The organism is Lysinibacillus sp. UBA5994 (assembly GCF_002429725.1).
GTDB lineage: Bacteria > Bacillota > Bacilli > Bacillales_A > Planococcaceae > Lysinibacillus > Lysinibacillus capsici.
In genome coordinates this window covers 14,407-35,036 of the sequence record NZ_DJAU01000050.1, presented here as the reverse complement: position 1 = coordinate 35,036, position 20,630 = coordinate 14,407, and the positions used below count along the sequence as shown (strand labels likewise).

The 20,630-nt window shown below is 36.6% G+C and carries 18 protein-coding genes; all 18 read right to left on the bottom strand.

Going from position 1 to position 20,630, the window contains the following annotated elements:
* Positions 1-62: 62 nt before the first annotated feature.
* Complete coding sequence (locus B3D98_RS15170) at positions 63-899, bottom strand: alkaline phosphatase family protein (protein ID WP_066036562.1); 837 nt, start codon at positions 897-899, stop codon at positions 63-65.
* The gene (locus tag B3D98_RS15165; protein ID WP_269898905.1) at positions 889-1,977 is read right to left on the bottom strand and encodes an ABC transporter substrate-binding protein; all 1,089 of its coding nucleotides are present in this window, start codon (positions 1,975-1,977) and stop codon (positions 889-891) included. The genes B3D98_RS15170 and B3D98_RS15165 overlap by 11 nt, the downstream gene beginning before the upstream one ends.
* A 234-nt stretch (positions 1,978-2,211) precedes the next feature.
* Positions 2,212-2,589, bottom strand: coding sequence for a 2-oxoglutarate ferredoxin oxidoreductase subunit beta (locus tag B3D98_RS15160; protein WP_288584002.1), 378 nt, complete (start codon positions 2,587-2,589; stop codon positions 2,212-2,214).
* A gap of 72 nt (positions 2,590-2,661) precedes the next feature.
* Positions 2,662-3,180, bottom strand: coding sequence for a hypothetical protein (locus B3D98_RS15155; protein WP_288583999.1), 519 nt, complete (start codon positions 3,178-3,180; stop codon positions 2,662-2,664).
* Between the two features lie 12 nt (positions 3,181-3,192).
* Positions 3,193-4,410, bottom strand: a complete 1,218-nt coding sequence (locus tag B3D98_RS15150) for an aminopeptidase (protein WP_054550552.1) — start codon at positions 4,408-4,410, stop codon at positions 3,193-3,195.
* A gap of 28 nt (positions 4,411-4,438) precedes the next feature.
* A complete protein-coding gene (locus B3D98_RS15145) occupies positions 4,439-5,191 on the bottom strand; it encodes an ABC transporter permease (protein ID WP_288583995.1) in 753 nt (250 codons plus the stop codon).
* Positions 5,192-5,194: 3 nt separating this feature from the next.
* On the bottom strand, positions 5,195-6,133 hold the full coding sequence (locus B3D98_RS15140; RefSeq protein ID WP_004225877.1) for an ABC transporter ATP-binding protein: 939 nt from the start codon (positions 6,131-6,133) through the stop codon (positions 5,195-5,197).
* Between the two features lie 506 nt (positions 6,134-6,639).
* Positions 6,640-7,137, bottom strand: a complete 498-nt coding sequence (locus B3D98_RS15135; protein ID WP_279494258.1) for an S-layer homology domain-containing protein — start codon at positions 7,135-7,137, stop codon at positions 6,640-6,642.
* A gap of 11 nt (positions 7,138-7,148) precedes the next feature.
* Complete coding sequence (locus tag B3D98_RS15130; RefSeq protein ID WP_004225880.1) at positions 7,149-7,385, bottom strand: InlB B-repeat-containing protein; 237 nt, start codon at positions 7,383-7,385, stop codon at positions 7,149-7,151.
* A 213-nt stretch (positions 7,386-7,598) separates the two neighbouring features.
* The gene (locus tag B3D98_RS15125; RefSeq protein WP_279494255.1) at positions 7,599-10,526 is read right to left on the bottom strand and encodes a cadherin-like beta sandwich domain-containing protein; all 2,928 of its coding nucleotides are present in this window, start codon (positions 10,524-10,526) and stop codon (positions 7,599-7,601) included.
* Between the two features lie 160 nt (positions 10,527-10,686).
* Positions 10,687-14,514 (bottom strand): InlB B-repeat-containing protein, encoded by a 3,828-nt coding sequence (locus B3D98_RS15120; protein WP_279494254.1) that lies wholly within the window; start codon positions 14,512-14,514, stop codon positions 10,687-10,689.
* A gap of 608 nt (positions 14,515-15,122) precedes the next feature.
* Positions 15,123-15,260 (bottom strand): hypothetical protein, encoded by a 138-nt coding sequence (locus B3D98_RS15115; RefSeq protein ID WP_004224881.1) that lies wholly within the window; start codon positions 15,258-15,260, stop codon positions 15,123-15,125.
* Positions 15,261-15,547: 287 nt separating this feature from the next.
* Positions 15,548-16,153, bottom strand: a complete 606-nt coding sequence (locus B3D98_RS15110) for a TetR/AcrR family transcriptional regulator (protein WP_004224884.1) — start codon at positions 16,151-16,153, stop codon at positions 15,548-15,550.
* Positions 16,154-16,341: 188 nt separating this feature from the next.
* Complete coding sequence (locus tag B3D98_RS15105; protein ID WP_279494252.1) at positions 16,342-17,724, bottom strand: sensor histidine kinase; 1,383 nt, start codon at positions 17,722-17,724, stop codon at positions 16,342-16,344.
* A complete protein-coding gene (locus B3D98_RS15100) occupies positions 17,712-18,374 on the bottom strand; it encodes a response regulator transcription factor (protein WP_004224888.1) in 663 nt (220 codons plus the stop codon). Before B3D98_RS15100 ends, B3D98_RS15105 begins: the two co-directional genes overlap by 13 nt.
* A gap of 26 nt (positions 18,375-18,400) precedes the next feature.
* A complete protein-coding gene (locus B3D98_RS15095; protein WP_202341638.1) occupies positions 18,401-19,153 on the bottom strand; it encodes a lantibiotic immunity ABC transporter MutG family permease subunit in 753 nt (250 codons plus the stop codon).
* 3 nt (positions 19,154-19,156) lie between these two features.
* Positions 19,157-19,885, bottom strand: coding sequence for a lantibiotic immunity ABC transporter MutE/EpiE family permease subunit (locus tag B3D98_RS15090; RefSeq protein WP_288583984.1), 729 nt, complete (start codon positions 19,883-19,885; stop codon positions 19,157-19,159).
* A gap of 1 nt (position 19,886) precedes the next feature.
* Positions 19,887-20,594: a lantibiotic protection ABC transporter ATP-binding protein gene (locus B3D98_RS15085; RefSeq protein WP_279494250.1), complete on the bottom strand. Its 708-nt coding sequence runs from the start codon at positions 20,592-20,594 to the stop codon at positions 19,887-19,889.
* Between the last annotated feature and the right edge of the window lie 36 nt (positions 20,595-20,630).

Sequence of the window (20,630 nt, the reverse complement as noted above, 5' to 3'; positions counted from 1 at the left end):
TAAATGACTTGCGGCTCATGGGGATAATAGCCGCTCCTTATAATAAGAGCGACTACTATTATTTAAACCTCTTTTGCTGTAAACACACCTTCTAACAGGAGTGGTACCATATCTTCAGCAGGCTTGATATTTAATAAATGACAGCACAGTGGTGCAACTTGTAATTGAGAAATAATGCCTTCTTTTATGCCAGCCTTTACAGCATCTGAAATGACAAATAGCGGGACATGACGATCCTCATGTGTGGTACCGCCATGATTACCATCTCTTGTCATGCCATGATCAGCCGTAACGATAACCTCATAGCCCAGCGCCATACACTTTGGAATAAACAAGGATAGTAAAGCATCCATCGCTAAAACTCGATTGCGATATTGAGCAGAATCTGCCGTAAATTTGTGACCATCATCATCAACATTCATGGGATGAATATACAGGAAATCAGGCTGCTTTTGAGCCATTAACCATGCTGCATCGGCAAATACATGACTATCTGGATAATGATCCTCAAAATAGAACATACCATTGTCAATTGGTAAATGTGTATCGAGTTGTAGCCTGTCCTCCATATGATTAAATGGCGCTCTATTATAAAGCTCACTCACCCAATAATAGGCGGAGGCTGCTGTAGTTAAACCATGCTCCTTTGCGATATGAAAGATACTTTGCCCTTTCGATAAACGCACTGTCATATTGCTGGTAACGCCATGTACAATAGGGGGTGTACCTGTTAAAATCGTCTCATACAATGGTCTTGATAAAGAAGGCACCTCTGAGCAAACCTTATAGCGAGCAGCTACCTGACGCTCGACTAAATGGTGCAAGAACCCCATATGTGTGCAGGCTGTGTCAAAGCGCAAGGCATCGATAACAATGAGAACCACTTTGTTATTTTGCATGGATTAACACCTGCTCTTGATAGAGTTGAGGGATTTGCTTTGTTGTATCTTCCCATTTCTTTTGGTCTTTAACAGGTTGTGCATTCGTATACATATCAGCAGGTAATAGTAAATCTTTTACATCCTGTGGTAATTTCACTCCGTCCCGAATTGGACGCGCATAGCCTTTTGCTAAATTTTCTTGACCTGCATCAGATAAAATATATTCACGTGCTAGCATGGCAGCATGTGGGTTTTTGGCATATTTATTAATTACCGTTGCATAACCAGAAGTGACAGATCCCTCCCTAGGTATCACTACATCAAAGCGGTCCTCATCAATTTGATGACGATAACCTAATGCATTAAAGTCCCATAAGATCGCAACATCTATTTCACCTTTTTCTAGGTTTGCTACTGATGGATCTCCCTGTAGACGTCCTTGCTTCGCTAATTCAGCAAAGAAATCTATACCTGGCTGGATGTTGGACTCATCTCCACCAAATGCCATAGCCGCTGCTAAGATGGCAAACTGTGCTTGGTTAGCTGTTAATGCATCCCCAATACTTACTGTGTAATCTCCATTTTTCAGGTCTTCCCATGATGTTGGAGCATTCTTCACATTATTTTTATCTGTCAAAAAAGAAATGGTTCCTGTATAGCCAACAATCCAATGTCCTTCATCATCTTTAGCCCAATCAGGTATTTCATCCCAATAAGACGTTTTGTATGGTAATGTTAAGCCCTTGTCCTTAGCGATTGGTCCAAAAGCAATCCCGACATCTCCAATATCTGCCGTAGCATCATCCTTCTCTGCTTCAAACTTCGCTAACTCCTCTGCACTCGACATGTCCGTATCCTTGTGTTTGATGCTATATTCGGTCCCGAGTTCCTCCCAGGTTTCTACCCAGTTCGCCCATGTATCTGGCATACCGACAGAATTAACAGTGCCCTCTTCCTTTGCTTTTTCTGTAATGTCCTCAAGCGATAAATCCTTGTTTACCTCATTTGCACTAGATGAACTGTCAGAACAAGCTGCCAACATGGAAATAGCTAATGCACCAATTAGACCTTTTTTCCACAGTTTTTGAATTGCCATGTGTTGGACCCTCCATTTGTTTTGCTTTATTTTTATTTGCTTACAAACGTTATGTTATAAAACAAACATTAAGCAAGTATGGAGGTGTTAAGAATATTTAGTAAAAATTATTGAGGAATTATAAATATCTATGAATTTAATGAATAAATGAAGTAGGCTTCTAAAGCTAGCGGGGGAAGATAAGAAAAATCTAAGTATGTGTACGTTTGCTTTACAGACGTACACATACTTAGATTATTTGGAGAGACCTAAAAAATCAGCATATGTATGAGGCTCATTTTCCTTGAGAATTGTTAAAAATGTAAATGCCAATTGCACAACTGACCACCATCTCATATTGTAGGACATTTCAAAACGATAGGGCTCTAATGAAAAGACATCTTGAAAAATATCTAACGGTTCTATTTGCTCATCCTTTAAAATGGATAGAAAGCCAAGAAATAACGTATGATCTTTAACCTCAATCAATTTGTCCTCTACAAGAGCGTCAATATTTTCAGGGTGTTGAAAATTACATTGTGTGGCTACATAACGTTCTAAATCCTGAGCACGCTTTCGGTCTTCACGTTCCTTTTTTTTTGCAATAAAATCAATGACGTTATTCACGTACATCGCCTCTTTTTTTCTTTTATTGTAGCATTTTTTATAGAAACATTGCCTGAAATAGCCCTTTATCCATTCCGTTTAAATGGTTTGTTTTTTATTAAATTCCTCTAAAAAAGTAGTCAATTTGTGAAATTCCACAGAGAAGACATCTTGCATTCCAAAATATCCTTCTTTTTCATCTATAATAGTGGCAAACTTTTTATAAAGACGGTGAATATAGCCATGATGGCGATAAGCATAAAATTGGACTTCCTTCACTTCTGGGTGTTCTTCTAAAATATGTTTTAGCATTTGTAGAAAACCCTTAACAAAGGATCGACTATTTTGATATTCTTTCTTTAAAAGTGCGCAATCAATAAAAACGATATGTTTATTTTTAAATTGATCTTCTCTTACACCCAATGTATAGCTTGCTGCAGCAAATACTTCCTGCTGTGTATTTTGAAAGAGAAGCAGATTTGTTTCCTCTATCATGACATATAAACTACCAAGTGTATCTAAAATCGGATACATATCGTCAAATATATTTCTATTTTGCAAAAAGAAAAGAGCGAATTTTTCATAATCATTATCAGTCTTACACTGCACTATTTCCATTCATCTTCCCCCTTATTTAATTACCCACTCACCATTCACTAAAATCTCTTCGGCAGTACCGTCCTCTCGTATTCCATTCACCTGTAAGTTTTGTGAGCCTATCATAAAATCAATATGGATCATACTATTATTTATGTTTTCTAGGTTTGCACCATCTTCTTTCAAGCCTGAAGTATAGGCTTGCCCAATGGCTAAATGACTGGATGCATTTTCATCAAATAAATTATGATAAAATAGTAGATTGCTCGCAAAGATTGCAGAATCATGAGGAACCAATGCAACCTCACCTATATATCTAGCACCCTCGTCTTTTTGAAGAATACTTTGGAATGCATCCATCCCTTTTTCTGCAAAGAAATCAATAATTTCACCATCTTTAAATGTAAGTGTAAATTGATCAATGATCTGCCCTTCATAAACTAACGGCTTTGTATTTTTGACTATTCCATTTACTCCTTTTTTGAGTGGTGTCGTATAAATTTCTTCAGTCGGCATATTACAAATAAATGAGCTTCCCTTGTCATTCGTTTCCAAGCCATTAACCCAACGATGATTTTGTGGTAGCTCTATTTTTAGATTTGTGTCTTCGCTAATGAAATGTAAATAACGGAAATGCTTTTCATTCAATAACGTGGCCCTTTTATTTAATGTTTCAACATGCTTTTCCCAAGCTTGTAGTGGGCTCTCTTCATTTAATCTTAGTATTTCAAAAAACTTTTCCCATAATTCCTCAAGAGCATTTTTGGGCTCTAAGTCAGGGAAAATAGATGCTGCCCATTGCTCCGTCGGATAAACAATAACAGTCCAACTAACTTGCATTTTAATCAATTTTTCGGTAAAAGAACGAAAAGCAAGTGCAGAAGCATACTCTGCTTTTTCTACCTTAACAGGGTCTATTCCCTCCATATTTTGCAGGTGGGGTGAAATAATATAAAGAAAAGCGGCACCACTACTCGCCATTTCTTCATACCCCTTCACAAGCCAATCTGGTGTATAGGCTAAGCCTTGCTCTGTCATATATTCAAATTCAATTCGAGCAAGCTCTTCATCAATCCACTTTATATAAACATAATGTGCACCATTGAGATAGGCATGTCGGCAAACCCTCCGAACAAAATCAGCAGCAGCTATCGAGGCAGAAATCACTAAAGTCTGTCCTTGTTGAATATTAATACCTATTTTTATGACCAATTCAGCATACTGATCTATCTTAGTTTCAAAAGTTTTCATTATAAATTTAACTCCCTATTCAAATAATTTATTGAACACGCCAATGTATTTTTTTACTGATCAATAGATAAGAAAAACAGGAAAAAATAAGTAAGATAAGAACATCTATGAATGTAGAATTGGTCCATCCAACAGTTAACATACCGTGTAATACATTCGCTACATATGTTGTAGGTAACACGTAGGAAATCCACTGCAGAACGATGGGAAGGTCTTTCAGTTCAATCATAACTGGTGTTAAGAAAGTAACAAACATCAACAAAAATTGCGCTACAATATTTGTAAATTGAGGATTTGGAGATAAAAAACCCATTAATACACCAATGCCTACTACACTAAAAATCGCCAATAAAGCAACTGGTAGTATAAGCCACTCAAAATGAAGATTCACCCCATAAATTTGCTGACCAAACGTAAATACAATAATAAACGAAGGTAAGGAAGTTAAAATACCATAAAACAACAAAGATAAAATAAAATTAACCTTTCGAATGGGAAGGGATGAGTAATATGTAAAATAGCCCCCAAATTTTTGATACGAGATATCCTGCCCTAGAATATTCATCCCCATTAATAGAATACTAAAAATCATATTACCGATAATTAATCGTGCCAATTGTTCAGAGCTAGATTCACCCAGTAAAAATTCTAGAAAAACTAAAGTAACTATTGGGAAAATGGAAGACATTGCAATAATCCATAATAATTGATGCCTTACAATAGCTATTTGTATACGAAATAAAATAAGTAATTCAACAAAGAATTGACTAAAGGCATTCATTAACTATTCACTCCTTTGCTGTTCTTGAAGTAGTGAATAGACATCTTCTAGACTTGGTGGAAACAGAGAGTATTGGTTAATGTTCAATGTCTCATCCTGTATTATTTCAACAATAGTACGAACCATATTTTTCTCGATTAACATCGTGAGTTTTGTATCCTCTACTAATTCTGCTTGTCCAAAATCTTTCAGTCTGTCTTTGATATTGTGAATAGAGGCCTCCTGCGCATAAATTTCTAAACGCATTCTTTGGTCTACTCTTCTCTTTAGCTTTTCGACATGGTCAATGGCTAAAAGCTTTCCGTTATCTATAACAGCTACACGATGAACAACTTTTTCAGCTTCCAAAATATTGTGAGTGACTAAAATAATTGTTGTACCCTTTTGGTTAAGCTCACGAATGATGTCCCATACTAATTTCCGTTTTAATGGATCCAGCTCATTTGTAGGCTCATCCAAAATCATAACAGATGCCTGACCAATCAAAGTTGCTCCTAAACTAATGAGTCTTCTTTGACCACCCGAAAGCTTTGACAGTAGCTTATCTCGATAAGCTTCCATGTCTAACCTCAGCAAAATATTATCTGTCTGTTGCTTCGACTCTTTTTTGGAAAGCCCCTTTAATCTACCCGTAAAATAAATGGCTTCCCATGTTTTTAAAAATGATAAAGCAAAAGTCTCCTGTGAATAATAAGCAGTCTGTTTCAATACATACTTCGGATTCTTAGATACTTCTTGTTGATGAAATTTCACGGATCCCTCTGTTGGTGCTAGCTGTCCTATCATTTGCTTTATCAATGTCGTTTTTCCTGCACCATTCGGGCCTAATAATCCAATTATTTCACCTTTATATATAGTCAATGAAATGCCATTATTTGCTTTAAATTTACCTTTTTTATAGTAGAAAGTTACATTTTCTAATTCATATATTGGTTCAAGCATGGTAAACAGCCTTCCCTGATTAAATTTCAAAAGATGAGGTCTGACTAAAAAGTCAGACCTTGAGGTAATAATTATTTACCGAATGGCTTTGTATCGCCTTTTGGGAAACCCATTGGAGGAAACATCATTACTTTTCACCTCACTTTCTTTTCTCTATTGAGTGAACAACCATCAGATAAGCTAATGATAATCACTGCTTATTTTTGATTCTATATTACTTTAAAGTAATATACAACTAGAAAAATAGAAAAATCAGTTTTTTCTACTTCTAATAATAGACTAATTTAACTTATAATTTCTTCTATCTATTGGACTATTTACAAATAGAAAATATTTTTACCCTTTGTTGCTATACGTAATATCCATTACTTTTCTTCTTTAAATTAATGAGCTTTCAAATGTGATTATAAAAATATCTATTCATCGCTAATCTATATTACTTAAAGTAATATTCGACTTTACAGTGTTCATAACGATGTGAAGCTGTTAGATTACACAAAAGATAGTTAAAATTGGAGTGCCCTGAATAAAAAGGTCGCTAGCTCGGCACGTGTTACTGGCGTTTTGGGATAAAATTCACCATTACTCCCCAATGCAATCTCAACCTGTTCTAGTGCTGCAATATAATCCATGCTCCAATGATTACTAGAAACATCACTAAATGAACTTGTACCCTCAGAAGTTAGTTGTAATGTTTTTGCTAAAATTTTTGCTACTTGTGCACATGTAATAGCTTCTAATGGTCGGAATGTGTCACCCCACCCATCAATAATTCCCCCTTGCTGTAGCGTGTTGATCTCTTCATAGTAGATAGGTTTTGGTGCTATATCAGAAAAGACTTTTGCTGAGCGAATTGATTCAAACTCGAAGGTGCAAGCAAATAATACTGCTACATGCATTCGACTAATTGGTTCATTCGGACGGAAAGTCCCATGTTCATAACCTTGGATAATCTCTAGTGTCGCTAGTTCCTCGACTATCTCTTTTGCCCAATGGCTATCCATATCATCGAACCTTACCAGTGCTGCGGTGTGTCTGATTCGTACACTGGCAAAGGTATCCACTTTGCATATATTACTAAATTCTCTCGAATAACTGTATCTTCATCCCACTTAATTTTAAATGCTGCATCCTCATACCAGCCTCCAAAGCGAAAACCATCTTTGGTAGGCAAAGGTAAATCACTTATTTTTGTATTATAAGCAACCTCTAATGGCGGAAGTATTGTACCACCATTTGTATTTATTGTCACCTGATGATGGATTCTGTTGTAATTGTAAAATGAAGTGTCTCATTTATATTTGCAAATACGGTCACATTACCACACACAGGTTGTATAAGTAACAACCTGATGACAAATAACGAAACCACTTGTTGCCATGTTCTTCTCATAACATCACCTTTATCCCATAATCACACATGTTGATTAACAAAATTATACAAATATGAACCATGTTGGATTTTATTATTGTTGTAAGGCTCTGTATAAAAATGCTACAAATTGGGCACGTGTTACTGAAGATTCTGGTTTAAAGTAACCGTTATCCCCTAACGCAATATCATTTGCCGCCAGAGCGATAATATAGTCATGTGCCCAATGTGTTGATGGAATATCTTTAAATGTATGTGTGCTCGTTGGTGATAAGTTTAATGCTATAGCTAATACTTTCGCTATTTGAGCACGTGTCATATTTTCATTTGGCTTAAAGTATCCGTTAATACCTTGATACAGACCAGCTTGTTGCACCAACTTGATGGTTTCATAATACCGATGATTTAGTGGAATATCCTTAAATGTTTGTGCTTCCTGTATGGGATTTAGTTTAAAAATACGGGAAAATATTAACGCAACATGCTGACGAGAAATCGGATCATTTGGTTTAAAAGTACCATCCACATACCCTGTAATATATCCACGTTTAGCAAAATCACCAATCATTGTGTAAGTCCAATGATGCACGGGCACGTCTGAAAAGATAATATCTGTAATGGGCTCTTGCGGTTGCTTAGGATCAGTCGGTACCAGCTGAGGAAGCTCTATTGGTGCTGGTGCTGCTGGCTCTACAGGCGCTGAGTTTCCTGGAATTTGTGGTGAATCTACGGGTGCTGGTAGCTGTTCACGATATATTTCAACTTTGTATTTCTTTTTCGTAACCCCGTCTGGTGCTGTTATTTCTAGTAAAATAGTATTTGCCCCGAAGTTTAGTGACACTGTCATTTTCTTTCCACTGCTGCTTGGTATTCCATTAATCATCAGCGTTGCATCATGGTCATCCAGTATTGGTGTTAAATCTATACTATTCACATTTACATCAACATTAACTGAATATTTTTCAATTTGAGAATCAAATGACGGCTTCAAATTTCCATAATTCAACGTTAGACTTTTTAAATTTGCGTTACTCGATGGGAATCTCGTTACCGTTACTGTATAGGTCTGCGTTGTGTTATCTTCTGCTGTTACTTCGATTGTTACCGTATTCTGTCCTACATTCAGCGGAATCGGATCTGATGCTGTGCCACTACTCACCGCATGCCCGTCCACCTTTATTTTAGCTGTGGCATCTGCTGCTGTTGGTGTTACTGTTAAACTAGTAATAGCATTCTCTACGCTTGCTGTATAGGTGAAATCTCCCCCATTAAATACAGGAAGGAATGACCCCGTGCTTAGAGTGAGATCACTCAGGTTAGCATTATTCGATGGGAATCTCGTTATCGTAATTGTATAGGTCCTCTGCGTTGTGTTATCTTCTGCTGTTACTTCGATTGTTACCGTATTCTGTCCTACATTCAGCGGAATCGGATTTGATGCTATGCCACTACTCACCGCATGCCCGTCCACCTTTATTTTAGCTGTAGCATCTGCTGTTGTTGGTGTTATTGTTAAACTAGTAATGGCATTCTCTACGCTTGCTGTATAATTGCTATCTCCTGAGCTAATTTCAGGAGATAGTATTCCTGAGCTTAAAGTAAGACTAATTAGATTAGCATTACTTGATAGCGCCCGCGTTACTTTCACTTGGTATGTCTTTTTTGTGCTATTTAAAGCTGTTACTTCTATTAATATTGTATTACTTCCAACATTAAGGGGAATTGTAGCTGATGTTGCACCACTACTGACTAGATTCCCATTAACCTTAACTGTTGCAGTTGAATCTATAGCATTTGGTATCACTGTAACGGTTGAAACTGTGTTCATTACATTGACATCATAAGAAAGTATTTTTTTAGAAAATTGTGGAGAAAGCGTTCCTTCATTTAAATGTAAGCCCTCTAAATCCGCTGAATATAAATGCACGGTGGAGATTGACTTATTTCCTGCATGATCTTCCGCAAACAATGTATATGTCCCAAAATTATCCACAACAATTTTATTCTCAGTGAACGGATTTCCTCCCGTCAAAAAATAAGATTCATTTTGATTTCCAAATGCCCATTTCTTCGTTTTCACTCCACTTTTACTATCAGTAATGGTAATTGGAACTTCTAATTTCTGATTGGTAATTATGGTCATATTGCCACTTGTAATGATTGGTGCATCTTTATCGATATTATCAATAGTAATCGTTTGAACAGTTGAATTTAATAAAATATCCCTTGCATACCACGTAATCGTTCGATTTTGATCTATACTAACAAAAGAATCTACTAATGAGTTTCCAGCTGTATTAAAATATGATTCATTTTGAATGCCATAATCCCACTTTTGAATCTTCAAATCACTTTCACTACTAATATTTGCCGTAACTGTAACATCACCATTTGTCCATCCTGTAGGGGACTTTGTTAAATTGATCACTGGTGGTGTTGGATTTAATTTTAATGTGTAATTCACTTTTTCATACCTTAAACGTTTATGTGTTCCATTAGAAATGGTTTCATAGTAGCTTAAATTAGCCCATAAAGCATTAGCAGGAACGGTAGCACTTTCCACAATATTTACACCATCTACACTATAGCGGTATTTTTGATTCGTTATTGGGTTTTTCCCACTCCCAATATCACCATCAAAATTACTTACTGTTATCCACTTAACATCAGAAGGAATATCAGTCCAATTGTGAACATACTGCTTTTCTACAGATTTTCCATCACGACTAAACATGTATTCTATACCATTATCTAATGGCAGAGTAATTGGAAAAAATGTTATCCATTTCGCATCTGTCGGTAAACTATCTCTATCGGTAAAATTTTTTGTTAAATAATCTCCACTATATATATGGAGAATCCCTGCAGAATCTCCTTCTAGGTATTGGATATAGGATAGAACCTCTCCATTAACTGTAATTTCTGCTGCCTTTGTTGCATTTGGTAACAAGCCCAAACTACATAAAATAATAACAACACTAGTGACTAACAATAGCTTCCACTTTTTTAACGGTTGTTGCATCGAATCCCTCCTTCTTCTTTATTTAGTGATTCATCAGAATTACCCTCACTATCTATTCACTACTTTATATTACTCAAAAGTAATATTCAACAAAAATATTACTCTTTCATAGTATAATGGCGCGAAGCTGTTAGATAGCCTCACGCCTAAAAAATCATTTTTATTGCTGCATTGCTCGGTATATAAAAACCGCCAATTGGGCTCTTGTCACAGAAGCTTCAGGGTGGAACTTGCCATTATCCCCTAATGTAATCTCTGCTCGCTCTAATGCCGCAATATAGCCAACACTCCAATGATTGCTATCTACATCCTTAAAAGAACTCTTACCTTCTGATTTCAGTTGTAGTGTATTTGCTAAAATTTTAGCTAATTGTGCCCGTGTAATATTGTCTGTTGGACGAAATGCTCCATCCGCTCCATCAATAATGCCTGCCTGCTGTAAGGTCATAATCGCATCATAGTACATATGGTTTGGTGCTACATCCGAAAAGGCTGCTGTTGGGCGAATCACCTCGAATTCAAAAGCACGTGTGAATAATGAGGCAACATGCTGGCGGCTAATTGATTCATTCGGTCGGAAAGTACCATCTTCATATCCTTTAATAATGCCCTGCGTTGCTAATGCCTCAATCATATCCTGTGCCCAATGGTTTTCGATATCTTCGAAAGTCACCACGGAAGGCTTTGACTGTGGGGATTGCTGTGGTTCTTTCGGTTCTTTTGTTGGCAATATTATCCATTTTGCATAGAGCGTTAAATTCTCCCTCATAAGCGTATCTTCAGCCCATTGTATCGTTAGCGCTTTATCTATATACCAACCGTCAAAACGAAAACCTTCCTTTGTTGGTACAGGTAAATCACTGACTCTTGTATTATAGGTAATCTCCATGTCCTCTAAAGATAGGCCACCATTTGTCTCGAAGGATATTTGAATAGACGTTGATGGATGAGAAGCACTACCTCCATGCGGCATTGAAGGACCATTGGCATTACCTCCACCAGGTGTTGAAGAATTCGCTATCCATTGAGCATACAAAATTATATCTGCCTCACCTATTATTAAAGGCGTATTTGCTATATAGGCTATACCCTTACCATCCTGTGCTGTATTCCAGCCCGCAAAAGTATAGCCTGTTCTTACTAGATTTCCACTATTTCCTTGTACCATTACTGTTTCATTTTCTTCATATAATGTACTATCCTTTGGCACTGTCCCACTTGTTGCACCATTTGCATTATATATGACTGTATAAGTTGGGTTCGCTGTCCACTGGGCATACAAGATGACATCGGCTTTTCCCATTTGAAAGGTTGCATTTTCGGCATAGGATATTCCCTTACCATCTGCTTGTGTATTCCAGCCTTTGAATGTGTAGCCTGTTCTTACTAGATTTCCACTATTTCCTTGTACCATCACTTTTTCATTTTCCTCATATAATGGACTATCCTGTGGCACTATACCACTTGTTGCGCCATTTGCATCATATTTGACTGTATATGTTTGGTTAGCTACCCACTCCGCATACAATATAATATTATCTGTACCCATTGGGAAGGTATCATCCACTGCATATGCTGTGCCTTTACCATCTGCTTGTGTATTCCAGCCTTTAAAGGTATAGCCTGTTTTCACAAGATTATCGCTATTAACCTTCACTGTCACAAGGGCATTTTCTTCATATTTCTGATCATCTTGTGGCACACTGCCTCCCGTTGCTCCATTTGCATCGTAGATAATGTTATAATAATTTGGCACTTCATACGCGCCTAAATCAATCGCCGCTCCTTGCACACGTTTTTTCCCAGCAAGGTCTGTTGTTATATCTGCTAATTCAGGATAACTAGCATTCCCTTGATCTATTACTGGAGAATCTGCTTTTAAGCGATAATCTTTCTTGCTTGAATCCATAAACACATCTGTTGGCAGATAAGTGGGCGTATCAACAGCCGTCCCAGTCGTATCAAATAGTTTCCCTCTTATGTTCTTTCCTACTTCCACATCGAGCAAGCTATTTTCAACTTTACCTTTATAATTATAAAAGGCAATTTTCTTGTTATTTCCGATAATAATACTATTTTGAATTTTACTAGCTGAGCCACCTCCAGAAATAGCACCCACTCCATATTTCGGAACATCGCCACTGATGGTCACATTCGTTAAGATGATATTACTAGTTGGAGAGTCAGTACTTATAGTAGCACCATCAAAATCTGCCTTGTTGCCAGTAAATAACGTATTTCTTAAATTGGGGCTGCTACTGCCATCATTGAACATACCGCCCCCAATATACGCTTCATTTCCAATGAATAGCATATTCGTTAAAATTGGATTACTGACACCATCATTAGACATAGCCCCTCCACCATAACCGGCCTTATTTTCACGAAATGTTACAGTTGTCATCATCGGGCTACTATTGGTATTGTGCATGCCGCCCCCATTGATTGCATTGTTTTGATCAAACGTTACATCAGTTAAGCTTGGGATACTATAGTTCGTATTAAACATCCCTCCTCCTAACTGACTTGCCTGATTTTTATTGAATAGCACATTTTTCAATAGTGGACTACTATTGCTACCAGTATTAAACATCCCTCCTCCATACTCCGCCTTATTCTCGCTAAATGTTACCTCCATTAAGTTGGGACTGCTAGCATCATTGTATAGAGCACCTCCATAAAAAGTAGCTTCATTTTCATTAAAGGTTACGTTTGTTAAAGTTGGATTATTGGCATAATTGTACATGCCACCACCATGTTGAGTTGCCTTATTTCTATTAAATTCAACTTCCGTTAAGATGGGATTACTCACGTTACCGTTGTATATACCACCTCCGTATACTGCTTCATTGCTAGTAAATGTTATATTTGTTAAAGTCGGACTACTGCTACCACCATTATAGATAGCGCCTCCATAGCCAGTCGCTTTATTTCCATCAAATTTGACACCACTTAATCTTGGACTACTACTAGCATTGTAGATAGCGCCACCTAGGTACGCTTCATTTCCATTAAATAGAACATTTGTTAAAATCGGGTTACTTCCTCTAGTATTATACATAGCACCTCCATAGCCTCCACCATCTCCCTGTGCCTTATTCCCGGTAAATAGGACATTTCTTAAGAGTGGGTTATTGCCATCGCTATTGTACATCCCACCACCATACATATGCGTCCCCTTATTAGCAAAACCTCCCGTAATGGTGACACCATCGAGAATGGCTGTTTCATTTAATACACTTACATCAGGGTCATATCGATGATAAAATACATGATAGGCATTTTCTCCACTAGGAAGTGCTCCACTTAGTATAGTTTTGTATGTGTTAAAATCTCGCTGCGCTAATGTCTCTTCATCACCTTTAAAACCGCCATAAATTTCCACACCATTTCTCATTCGGAATGCTACGCTGCGTGAATCATTTACATCCATTTTTCTAGTTGGTGTGTATGTTCCTTGGGCAATCCAGATTTGCTGTCCACTTAGTGCGCTATGTAAAGCGGATTGTAAATCTTGAAATGCATTGTCCCAACTTGTACCATCATTATTCCCAACAGTAGCAGTTGCGTCCACATAAATAATAGAGTTACCTGCTGACAATAACGATGGCTTTTGTTCTGCGATGCGAATTACATGCTTACTAATGGCGGATTGCCCAATGATTCTAAACCAAATATGATAGTCCCCTGCATCTGTTAAAACAAGTGGCGTTAAAGTATTGAATACTGTCCATGTATTTCCTTTGTCGTTAGAAGTCTCTATCTGTAGACTAGCACTATCAACTGTAGTTGTTGTCGCTTGAATAGTAACAGGACTTGAAGCAATGTCACCATCTATATAAGGCTCTCCATCTGTTGTGAGTGTGACAGTTAGTATGGGCTGTTCATGATCATTCGTTTCAGCATACACTGGGAAACTACCAACTACAATCTGTGCCATTAACAAATAGATGACAAATACCGATACTGCCTGCTGCCATTTTCTCATAGCATTCTCCTCTTTCTATACATTTTACTTCTACCAATATGTGATTGAAAAAGAATAGGAGCACTCTCTTACATCAATCATGTTCTAATGCATATACGAATAACAAACATATACGATAATTATATTATTTAAAAATTTTAAATTGCTATAAAAGCAAAATGCGACTCTATTTTGGATTAATTTTACATATTAAACATTAAACATCACTCCCATGTACAATCTTCCTTCTTCTTAATGGTGTCACTCATTCACTAAGTCTATTTAAAGCCCCATCGATTTTTACAGTAGTTTAGAAGGTTTGATTTGATCCTAAAAAATCTGGATGAACGTTAACAGAGATGTTATTTTGGTACTCATAGATCCTTCTTTCTACATCTTGATATAAAATAACAATAAGCAATTTTATATTACTCAAAAGTAATATTCAACTATATAAAAGAAAAATCATTTTCTTTTATATAGTTATTTCCTCTATTTTCTCTAGTAAATATCCTTTCTATTACTAAAGTTACAATTATCTATCTCTTGGCTTTTTACTTTGGCAACAATTGAATGAATGCTAATCATTCAATCAATTCACTAAAACACTCTGAAACCCATATGTGTAACTAAATCTTTCCAAAAACACCCCTTGTCCCCTGAAATTTCACTAATCCATCTACAGTTGCTAATTGACCAATCAATTGCTTTATACCTTCTTTTCTGTAGTAGAAAGTTACATTTTCTAACTTACTCTGTTCAAGCATATTAAACAGTCTCTTCATTTAAAAGATAAAGGTCTGACTAAATAAGCCAGACCCTTAAGTAATAATTACTTAACAGTAATACGGCCACCTTTATCTCCTACATATGGCATTGGTGGATACATCATTCCATTCACCTCCTCTTTTCTTCTTTAATTGAGTGAACCATTTGAAATACTAATGGTAATCACTACATATTCCTAATATTATATTACTCAAAAGTAATATTCAACTTTAAAAAAAGAAAAAATCAGTATTTTCTTTTTTTAAAATTATGAAGTGGTTGATTATTAGTCATGACTTCCCCTATCCAACATACCATCTATTAATAAATTCACAATATCAGTGGCTATCTCTTCTGGCTTTTTTTGCTTTGGCAGTAATTGAACAAATGTTAATCGCTCAATAATACCTATTAAGCTCTCTGCAACTATATGTGTATCTAAATCTTTCCGAAAATAGCCAGCATCTACTTCATAATCCAGATTCTCTTTAATTTGCTTGACGATTTGTGCCTTTATTTCATCAGCCTTTGTCGATAAATATAATCCAATTCTTGTTAAATTTGGGTTTTTAGCAAAAAACGCTAATAATTCCTTAACATTATGGATAATACGTGATTTTACTGTTGCTTGCTCTAATGCAGGCTGTAAGCGGCTTTTTTTGGCTAAATCCATCATTCGTAAACGAAAAAGATTCTCTAATTCTTCAAAAATGGACTCTTTATTTTTAAAATACAGGTAAAAAGTAGGCTGACTTAATGATGCACTTTTTACTATCGTACTCACCTTCGTTTCATGATATCCATGCTGCGCAAACTCTTTCGCTGCAATTTCAAGTAATAATGCGCGACTTTCTTCTCCACTTGCGCCTTTTGGTCTACCTCTTTCTGCCATAAAAAAAACTCCTCCATTTAAGTACCCTTAAAACTTTTTTCTATAAAAAAAGCCCTTTATAAGGATAGTTAGTTGTAAAACCTTACTTCCAATAAAAAGGACTAAATTTATTACTAGGGTAACATGAAGGACTTCATTAGAGCAATGACTTTGATTTCTACCCGCAGTAAATTGGAAAAAATAAACTGTTACTCCATCCTCATAACAGGAATAGTGACTGTCACTTTTCCTCCACCCGTTATCGAATCATTAGCGAGTGTTATTACCCCATCATGCTTTTTAATAACTGACTCTGCAATATAAAGGCCCATACCATGATGATCTGTTGTATTTCTACTTGGGTCTCCACGATAAAATTGTTTGGTAGCCTCTTTTAAATCTTTTGCTGAAAAACCAGTACCACTATCTTTCACAGTAAAATGAATAACATCCCCCTTTCCTTCAACAGATAAAGTGACTTTGCCGTTATTTGGTGTGTGCTCAACTGCATTGACAATCACATTTAATAGAGCCCGATAAAAAAGCTCTTCCTCTATCATAATGGAAGTAGGTAGCCTGACCATTTCTACACTAACTTCAAGATTTTTTTCTAAAGCAAGAGCTTTCATTTGTTGTTCGACCTGTTGAATAAAAGAATGCATGGCGACATTTGATTTTGAGGTGACAATACCTTGCTCCACATTCGAAAGATCCATTAATTGCTTTGTGAACTTTTCAATTTCAACCGTATTTTTTAATATATAATGGTTAAATTCTTTTTGCATTTCATCTTGGGCGGTGTCCAATAAAAGTTCGGCATTTCCCCGAATAATCGTCAATGGTGTTTTCAGGTCATGTGCCAGTGCTGATATTTGTTCTCTGCGCAATCTTTCTGCCCGCCATTGCTGTGTCAAAGAAGTATTTAATGCTTCCTTCATTTGTTCAAAAGAAAGAGCAATATCATCAATTTCTTGGATTCCAGACGGTTGTAAATGAAATGCCAAATTTTGATGTTGTATTTTTTCAATAGCTTCTTGTAAGCCCATCATTTTTTGTTTTAGTCTTCTGCCAAAATGAACAGCAAGTACCGCTGCTTGTACAACAACTCCAATAATAAAAACTAATAAAACTGTTAATTGCGGATTAGGTAAATAATTTCTTATGATAGCAGAGCGATACTCAGGTACTAAACTATAGCGTAAAATACATACTTCCTGTTCGCGCTCAATAAATGCATAAAATCGAGAACTTCCCTGCTTTTCTCCTTTTTGTTTTAACTGCCATGCATAGGAAGCCTCTTCTTTAGTTAAATTGCCTGAAATAAACTCTCCCTGGTTTGAAACCACTGCATATTCTACAAGGTCAGGGATCATCGCATCCGTTACCGAGCTGCTTGTAGCAATTCGATCTTTTGCTAACGTGATTTGTGCCTCTGCATAATTTGCAGGTAAAATAATATTAGCTGAAAAGGCAAACATAAATAGACCTATTAATAGTGCCACTAAAAGAATGATGCCAATGCACAGAAAAAATAAATATCTCAGAAAAAATGTATGCAGACGTGTTCCTTTCCTCGGTTTTACGGTTTCCACTTATAGCCAATCCCCCAAACCGTATCAATGACTTCTATATCAAATGCATGCAGCTTTGAACGAATATTTTTAATATGCTCTGTTATCGCTGTACTGTCACTTTTGCCATCAAATCCAAAAATCGTTTCGTATATTTGTTCTTTAGAAAAAACTTGCCCGCGATGACGCGCTAAAAATTCACATATTTCATACTCACTTTTGGTTAACGGAATCCTCTCATTTTGAACAAATAGTTCTTTACCAGAAAGATTAAAATGAACTTTACCATGATAAAGAACATTCCGTTTCTCTCTATTTTCACGTCGAATATGAGCATTTACCCTTGCCCGTAGTTCGCCAATACTAAAAGGTTTGATTAAATAGTCATCTGCACCTAAGCCAAGACCAAACATAATATCTTCCTCTAAGGTTTTAGCGGTAAGAAAAAGAATCGGACAATCTACCGCATGGCGAATTTGCCTACATAGCGTAAAGCCATCAATAGCAGGCATCATCACATCAAGTAAGATTAGATCAAAGAAGCCTAGATCCATCTTCTCTACCTCTGTCGAATTAAACACAATATTTACTAAATGATTATCTTTATGTAGTGCATTTTTAACCAGCATTAAAATATCAATTTCATCATCAACTACTAATATATTTGCCATAATTTATCCTCAACCATCCATTCCTACTATTCAGCTGCTCTACCTTCCCATCTCCAAAACCATAGGCAAGATAATGCAAAAGCCAGTATGCTTCCAGCTAAGCACCATATTATACTAGTTTGGATACTTCCTTCGAGCAATGTTAAATTTGTGCCCGCCGAAGTTAAAATCCATAAAGAAACAAAGTGACCGCTCCATCCATACGGTAAAAAGGGCCAAATAGCATCACCTAAACCAGTAAGCAACAAAGCGACCAGCAGGGCTTCTACAATGCCTAAACCAATCGAAGCACCTTTTCCAAATTGGAAGCTTACAAATAAATGTAAAATATAAAAAATAATATGACTGCTGAATAAAATACAGGCAGCAACACTATAAAATAAATAGTCAAAATCTACTTCATGTAATAATTCTCTAAAGCCCATACTAAAAATAGCTACAGACATAAAGATGGCTCCAAAGCTATACATCAATAATAATATAAGCTTACTCAAGTATGCCTTTATTTTTATTTTTGTTGAGACTAGCATGCTTTGATAATGACCTGCCTTCGCCTCCTGATCGGATGCCATTGCACATACTAATCCTATAATCATAGGTAGTCCACACGCTAGGCCTTGAAAATAGGCAGTTACTTTTCCGTGAAAATCCCATGGTGAATAGGAATAGTAAGCTAAAAACAATCCAGAAATAGCAATGGGGACAAGTAGATGTGTAAGTAGTAATGGAGTTCGTCTTGTTTTAAGACTTTCTGCTCTCAATAATCGTAACATGTCCATTTGCTATTTGGCCTCCCTTTTTTGAAACCACTTTGTCGTGAGTGAAGTGATTATGATAAACCAAGTGATCGTTATCAATAATCCAGGAAATATAACATCGTTATTGAGTAAAGAACTACCCTCAGGTACTGGTAGACCATTTGGTAATATACCGAGAGTTGAGCATAATAGACGTGCACCTATTGCAAAAGGATAGCAATACCATAGCTCTCCATCAGCAAATACTACAATCCCTACGATATTGGCAACTACATTGAGCAAAATAGCCAAATAGGTTCCTAATTTAGCTGCCAGAAAAAGACATAAGGGAATTTGCCACAAAAACGTTACGAAAATAATTAGAGAACTTAATAAGCTGCTTGTTATTGGTAAGCTATGATCAAATAGCCATCCCCCTACTGTAATTCCTCCAAAGAACATAATAGTGATAATGAAAAGCCATACACCTGATGAAAGTATTTTTCCCAACCAAACCTTTTTGAGGCCAAGTGGTAGTGCAAGTATACTATGGTATTTCAACTTCTTATCTTTTTCGATCACTAAGGCACAGCAAATCGTCAGTGCACCTGGCAGAAGCATCGTATACCACCAGTTATAAGCTCCTGTTTGAAAATATTCACCTCCCATCAGTACAGCGCCTATAAGTAAGGTTATAAGTGGCGTAAGCCACAGTAGTTTGGGAATAAAAGTTCGCTTCCATTTTAATTGTTCTGCTTTCATGATGGCTAACATACTAATGACCTACCTTTCTGTTGGCAGTAACAACCTGCATGAAGAGTGACTCTAATTCATGACCTTGTGGAGCTGGTCCCTGATAGCCAAGCTTGCCACCAGCAATAATGCCAATATCATCCACAACTTGTTCTACCTCATGCAAAATATGACTAGACAATATAACAGTGATACCTTGTTCTGGCAAGGAGCGAATGAGCTTACGAAGCTCTTGTATACCGATTGGATCCAAACCATTTGTCGGCTCATCTAAAATTAACAGTTTCGGTTTGTTTAACAGCGCAATTGCTATACCTAATCGTTGCTTCATCCCTAAAGAAAACTGACCTGCTCGTTTTTTCCCCGTATTCGTTAAATCTACAATCTCCAATACTTCGTCAATCCGACTTTGTGGTATGCCTAACGCTATCGTTCGAACTTTTAGATTCTCTTTAGCTGTTAAATTATCATACAAGGGTGGTGTTTCAATTAAGACCCCGATATCCTGCAAATCTTTTCTTGACCATAGATGTCCATTAAAAATGATATCTCCAGCATTAGGTCGTAGCATGCCCGTTATCATCTTTAAGGTTGTAGATTTTCCCGCTCCGTTAGGTCCAAGTAAGCCATAAACTGAATTACGTTTAATTTCTAACGATAAATTATCTACAATGTTTTGTCCTTTAAACGCTTTATTCAGATTGTTTGTTTTCAATATCAAATCTTTCATAATTAGGCATCATCCTTTCGATGACCTTAGTGTAAA

Excerpts from the sequence above, each read along its gene's own strand:
- B3D98_RS15170 (WP_066036562.1), bottom strand. The coding sequence starts at position 899 with ATGCAAAATAACAAAGTGGTTCTCATTGTTATCGATGCCTTGCGCTTT.
- B3D98_RS15165 (WP_269898905.1), bottom strand. The coding sequence starts at position 1,977 with ATGGCAATTCAAAAACTGTGGAAAAAAGGTCTAATTGGTGCATTAGCT.
- B3D98_RS15160 (WP_288584002.1), bottom strand. The coding sequence starts at position 2,589 with ATGTACGTGAATAACGTCATTGATTTTATTGCAAAAAAAAAGGAACGT.
- B3D98_RS15155 (WP_288583999.1), bottom strand. The coding sequence starts at position 3,180 with ATGGAAATAGTGCAGTGTAAGACTGATAATGATTATGAAAAATTCGCT.
- B3D98_RS15150 (WP_054550552.1), bottom strand. The coding sequence starts at position 4,410 with ATGAAAACTTTTGAAACTAAGATAGATCAGTATGCTGAATTGGTCATA.
- B3D98_RS15145 (WP_288583995.1), bottom strand. The coding sequence starts at position 5,191 with ATGAATGCCTTTAGTCAATTCTTTGTTGAATTACTTATTTTATTTCGT.
- B3D98_RS15140 (WP_004225877.1), bottom strand. The coding sequence starts at position 6,133 with ATGCTTGAACCAATATATGAATTAGAAAATGTAACTTTCTACTATAAA.
- B3D98_RS15135 (WP_279494258.1), bottom strand. The coding sequence starts at position 7,137 with ATGGATAGCCATTGGGCAAAAGAGATAGTCGAGGAACTAGCGACACTA.
- B3D98_RS15125 (WP_279494255.1), bottom strand. The coding sequence starts at position 10,526 with ATGCAACAACCGTTAAAAAAGTGGAAGCTATTGTTAGTCACTAGTGTT.
- B3D98_RS15120 (WP_279494254.1), bottom strand. The coding sequence starts at position 14,514 with ATGAGAAAATGGCAGCAGGCAGTATCGGTATTTGTCATCTATTTGTTA.
- B3D98_RS15115 (WP_004224881.1), bottom strand. The coding sequence starts at position 15,260 with ATGCTTGAACAGAGTAAGTTAGAAAATGTAACTTTCTACTACAGAAAA.
- B3D98_RS15110 (WP_004224884.1), bottom strand. The coding sequence starts at position 16,153 with ATGGCAGAAAGAGGTAGACCAAAAGGCGCAAGTGGAGAAGAAAGTCGC.
- B3D98_RS15100 (WP_004224888.1), bottom strand. The coding sequence starts at position 18,374 with ATGGCAAATATATTAGTAGTTGATGATGAAATTGATATTTTAATGCTG.
- B3D98_RS15095 (WP_202341638.1), bottom strand. The coding sequence starts at position 19,153 with ATGGACATGTTACGATTATTGAGAGCAGAAAGTCTTAAAACAAGACGA.
- B3D98_RS15090 (WP_288583984.1), bottom strand. The coding sequence starts at position 19,885 with ATGTTAGCCATCATGAAAGCAGAACAATTAAAATGGAAGCGAACTTTT.
- B3D98_RS15085 (WP_279494250.1), bottom strand. The coding sequence starts at position 20,594 with ATGAAAGATTTGATATTGAAAACAAACAATCTGAATAAAGCGTTTAAA.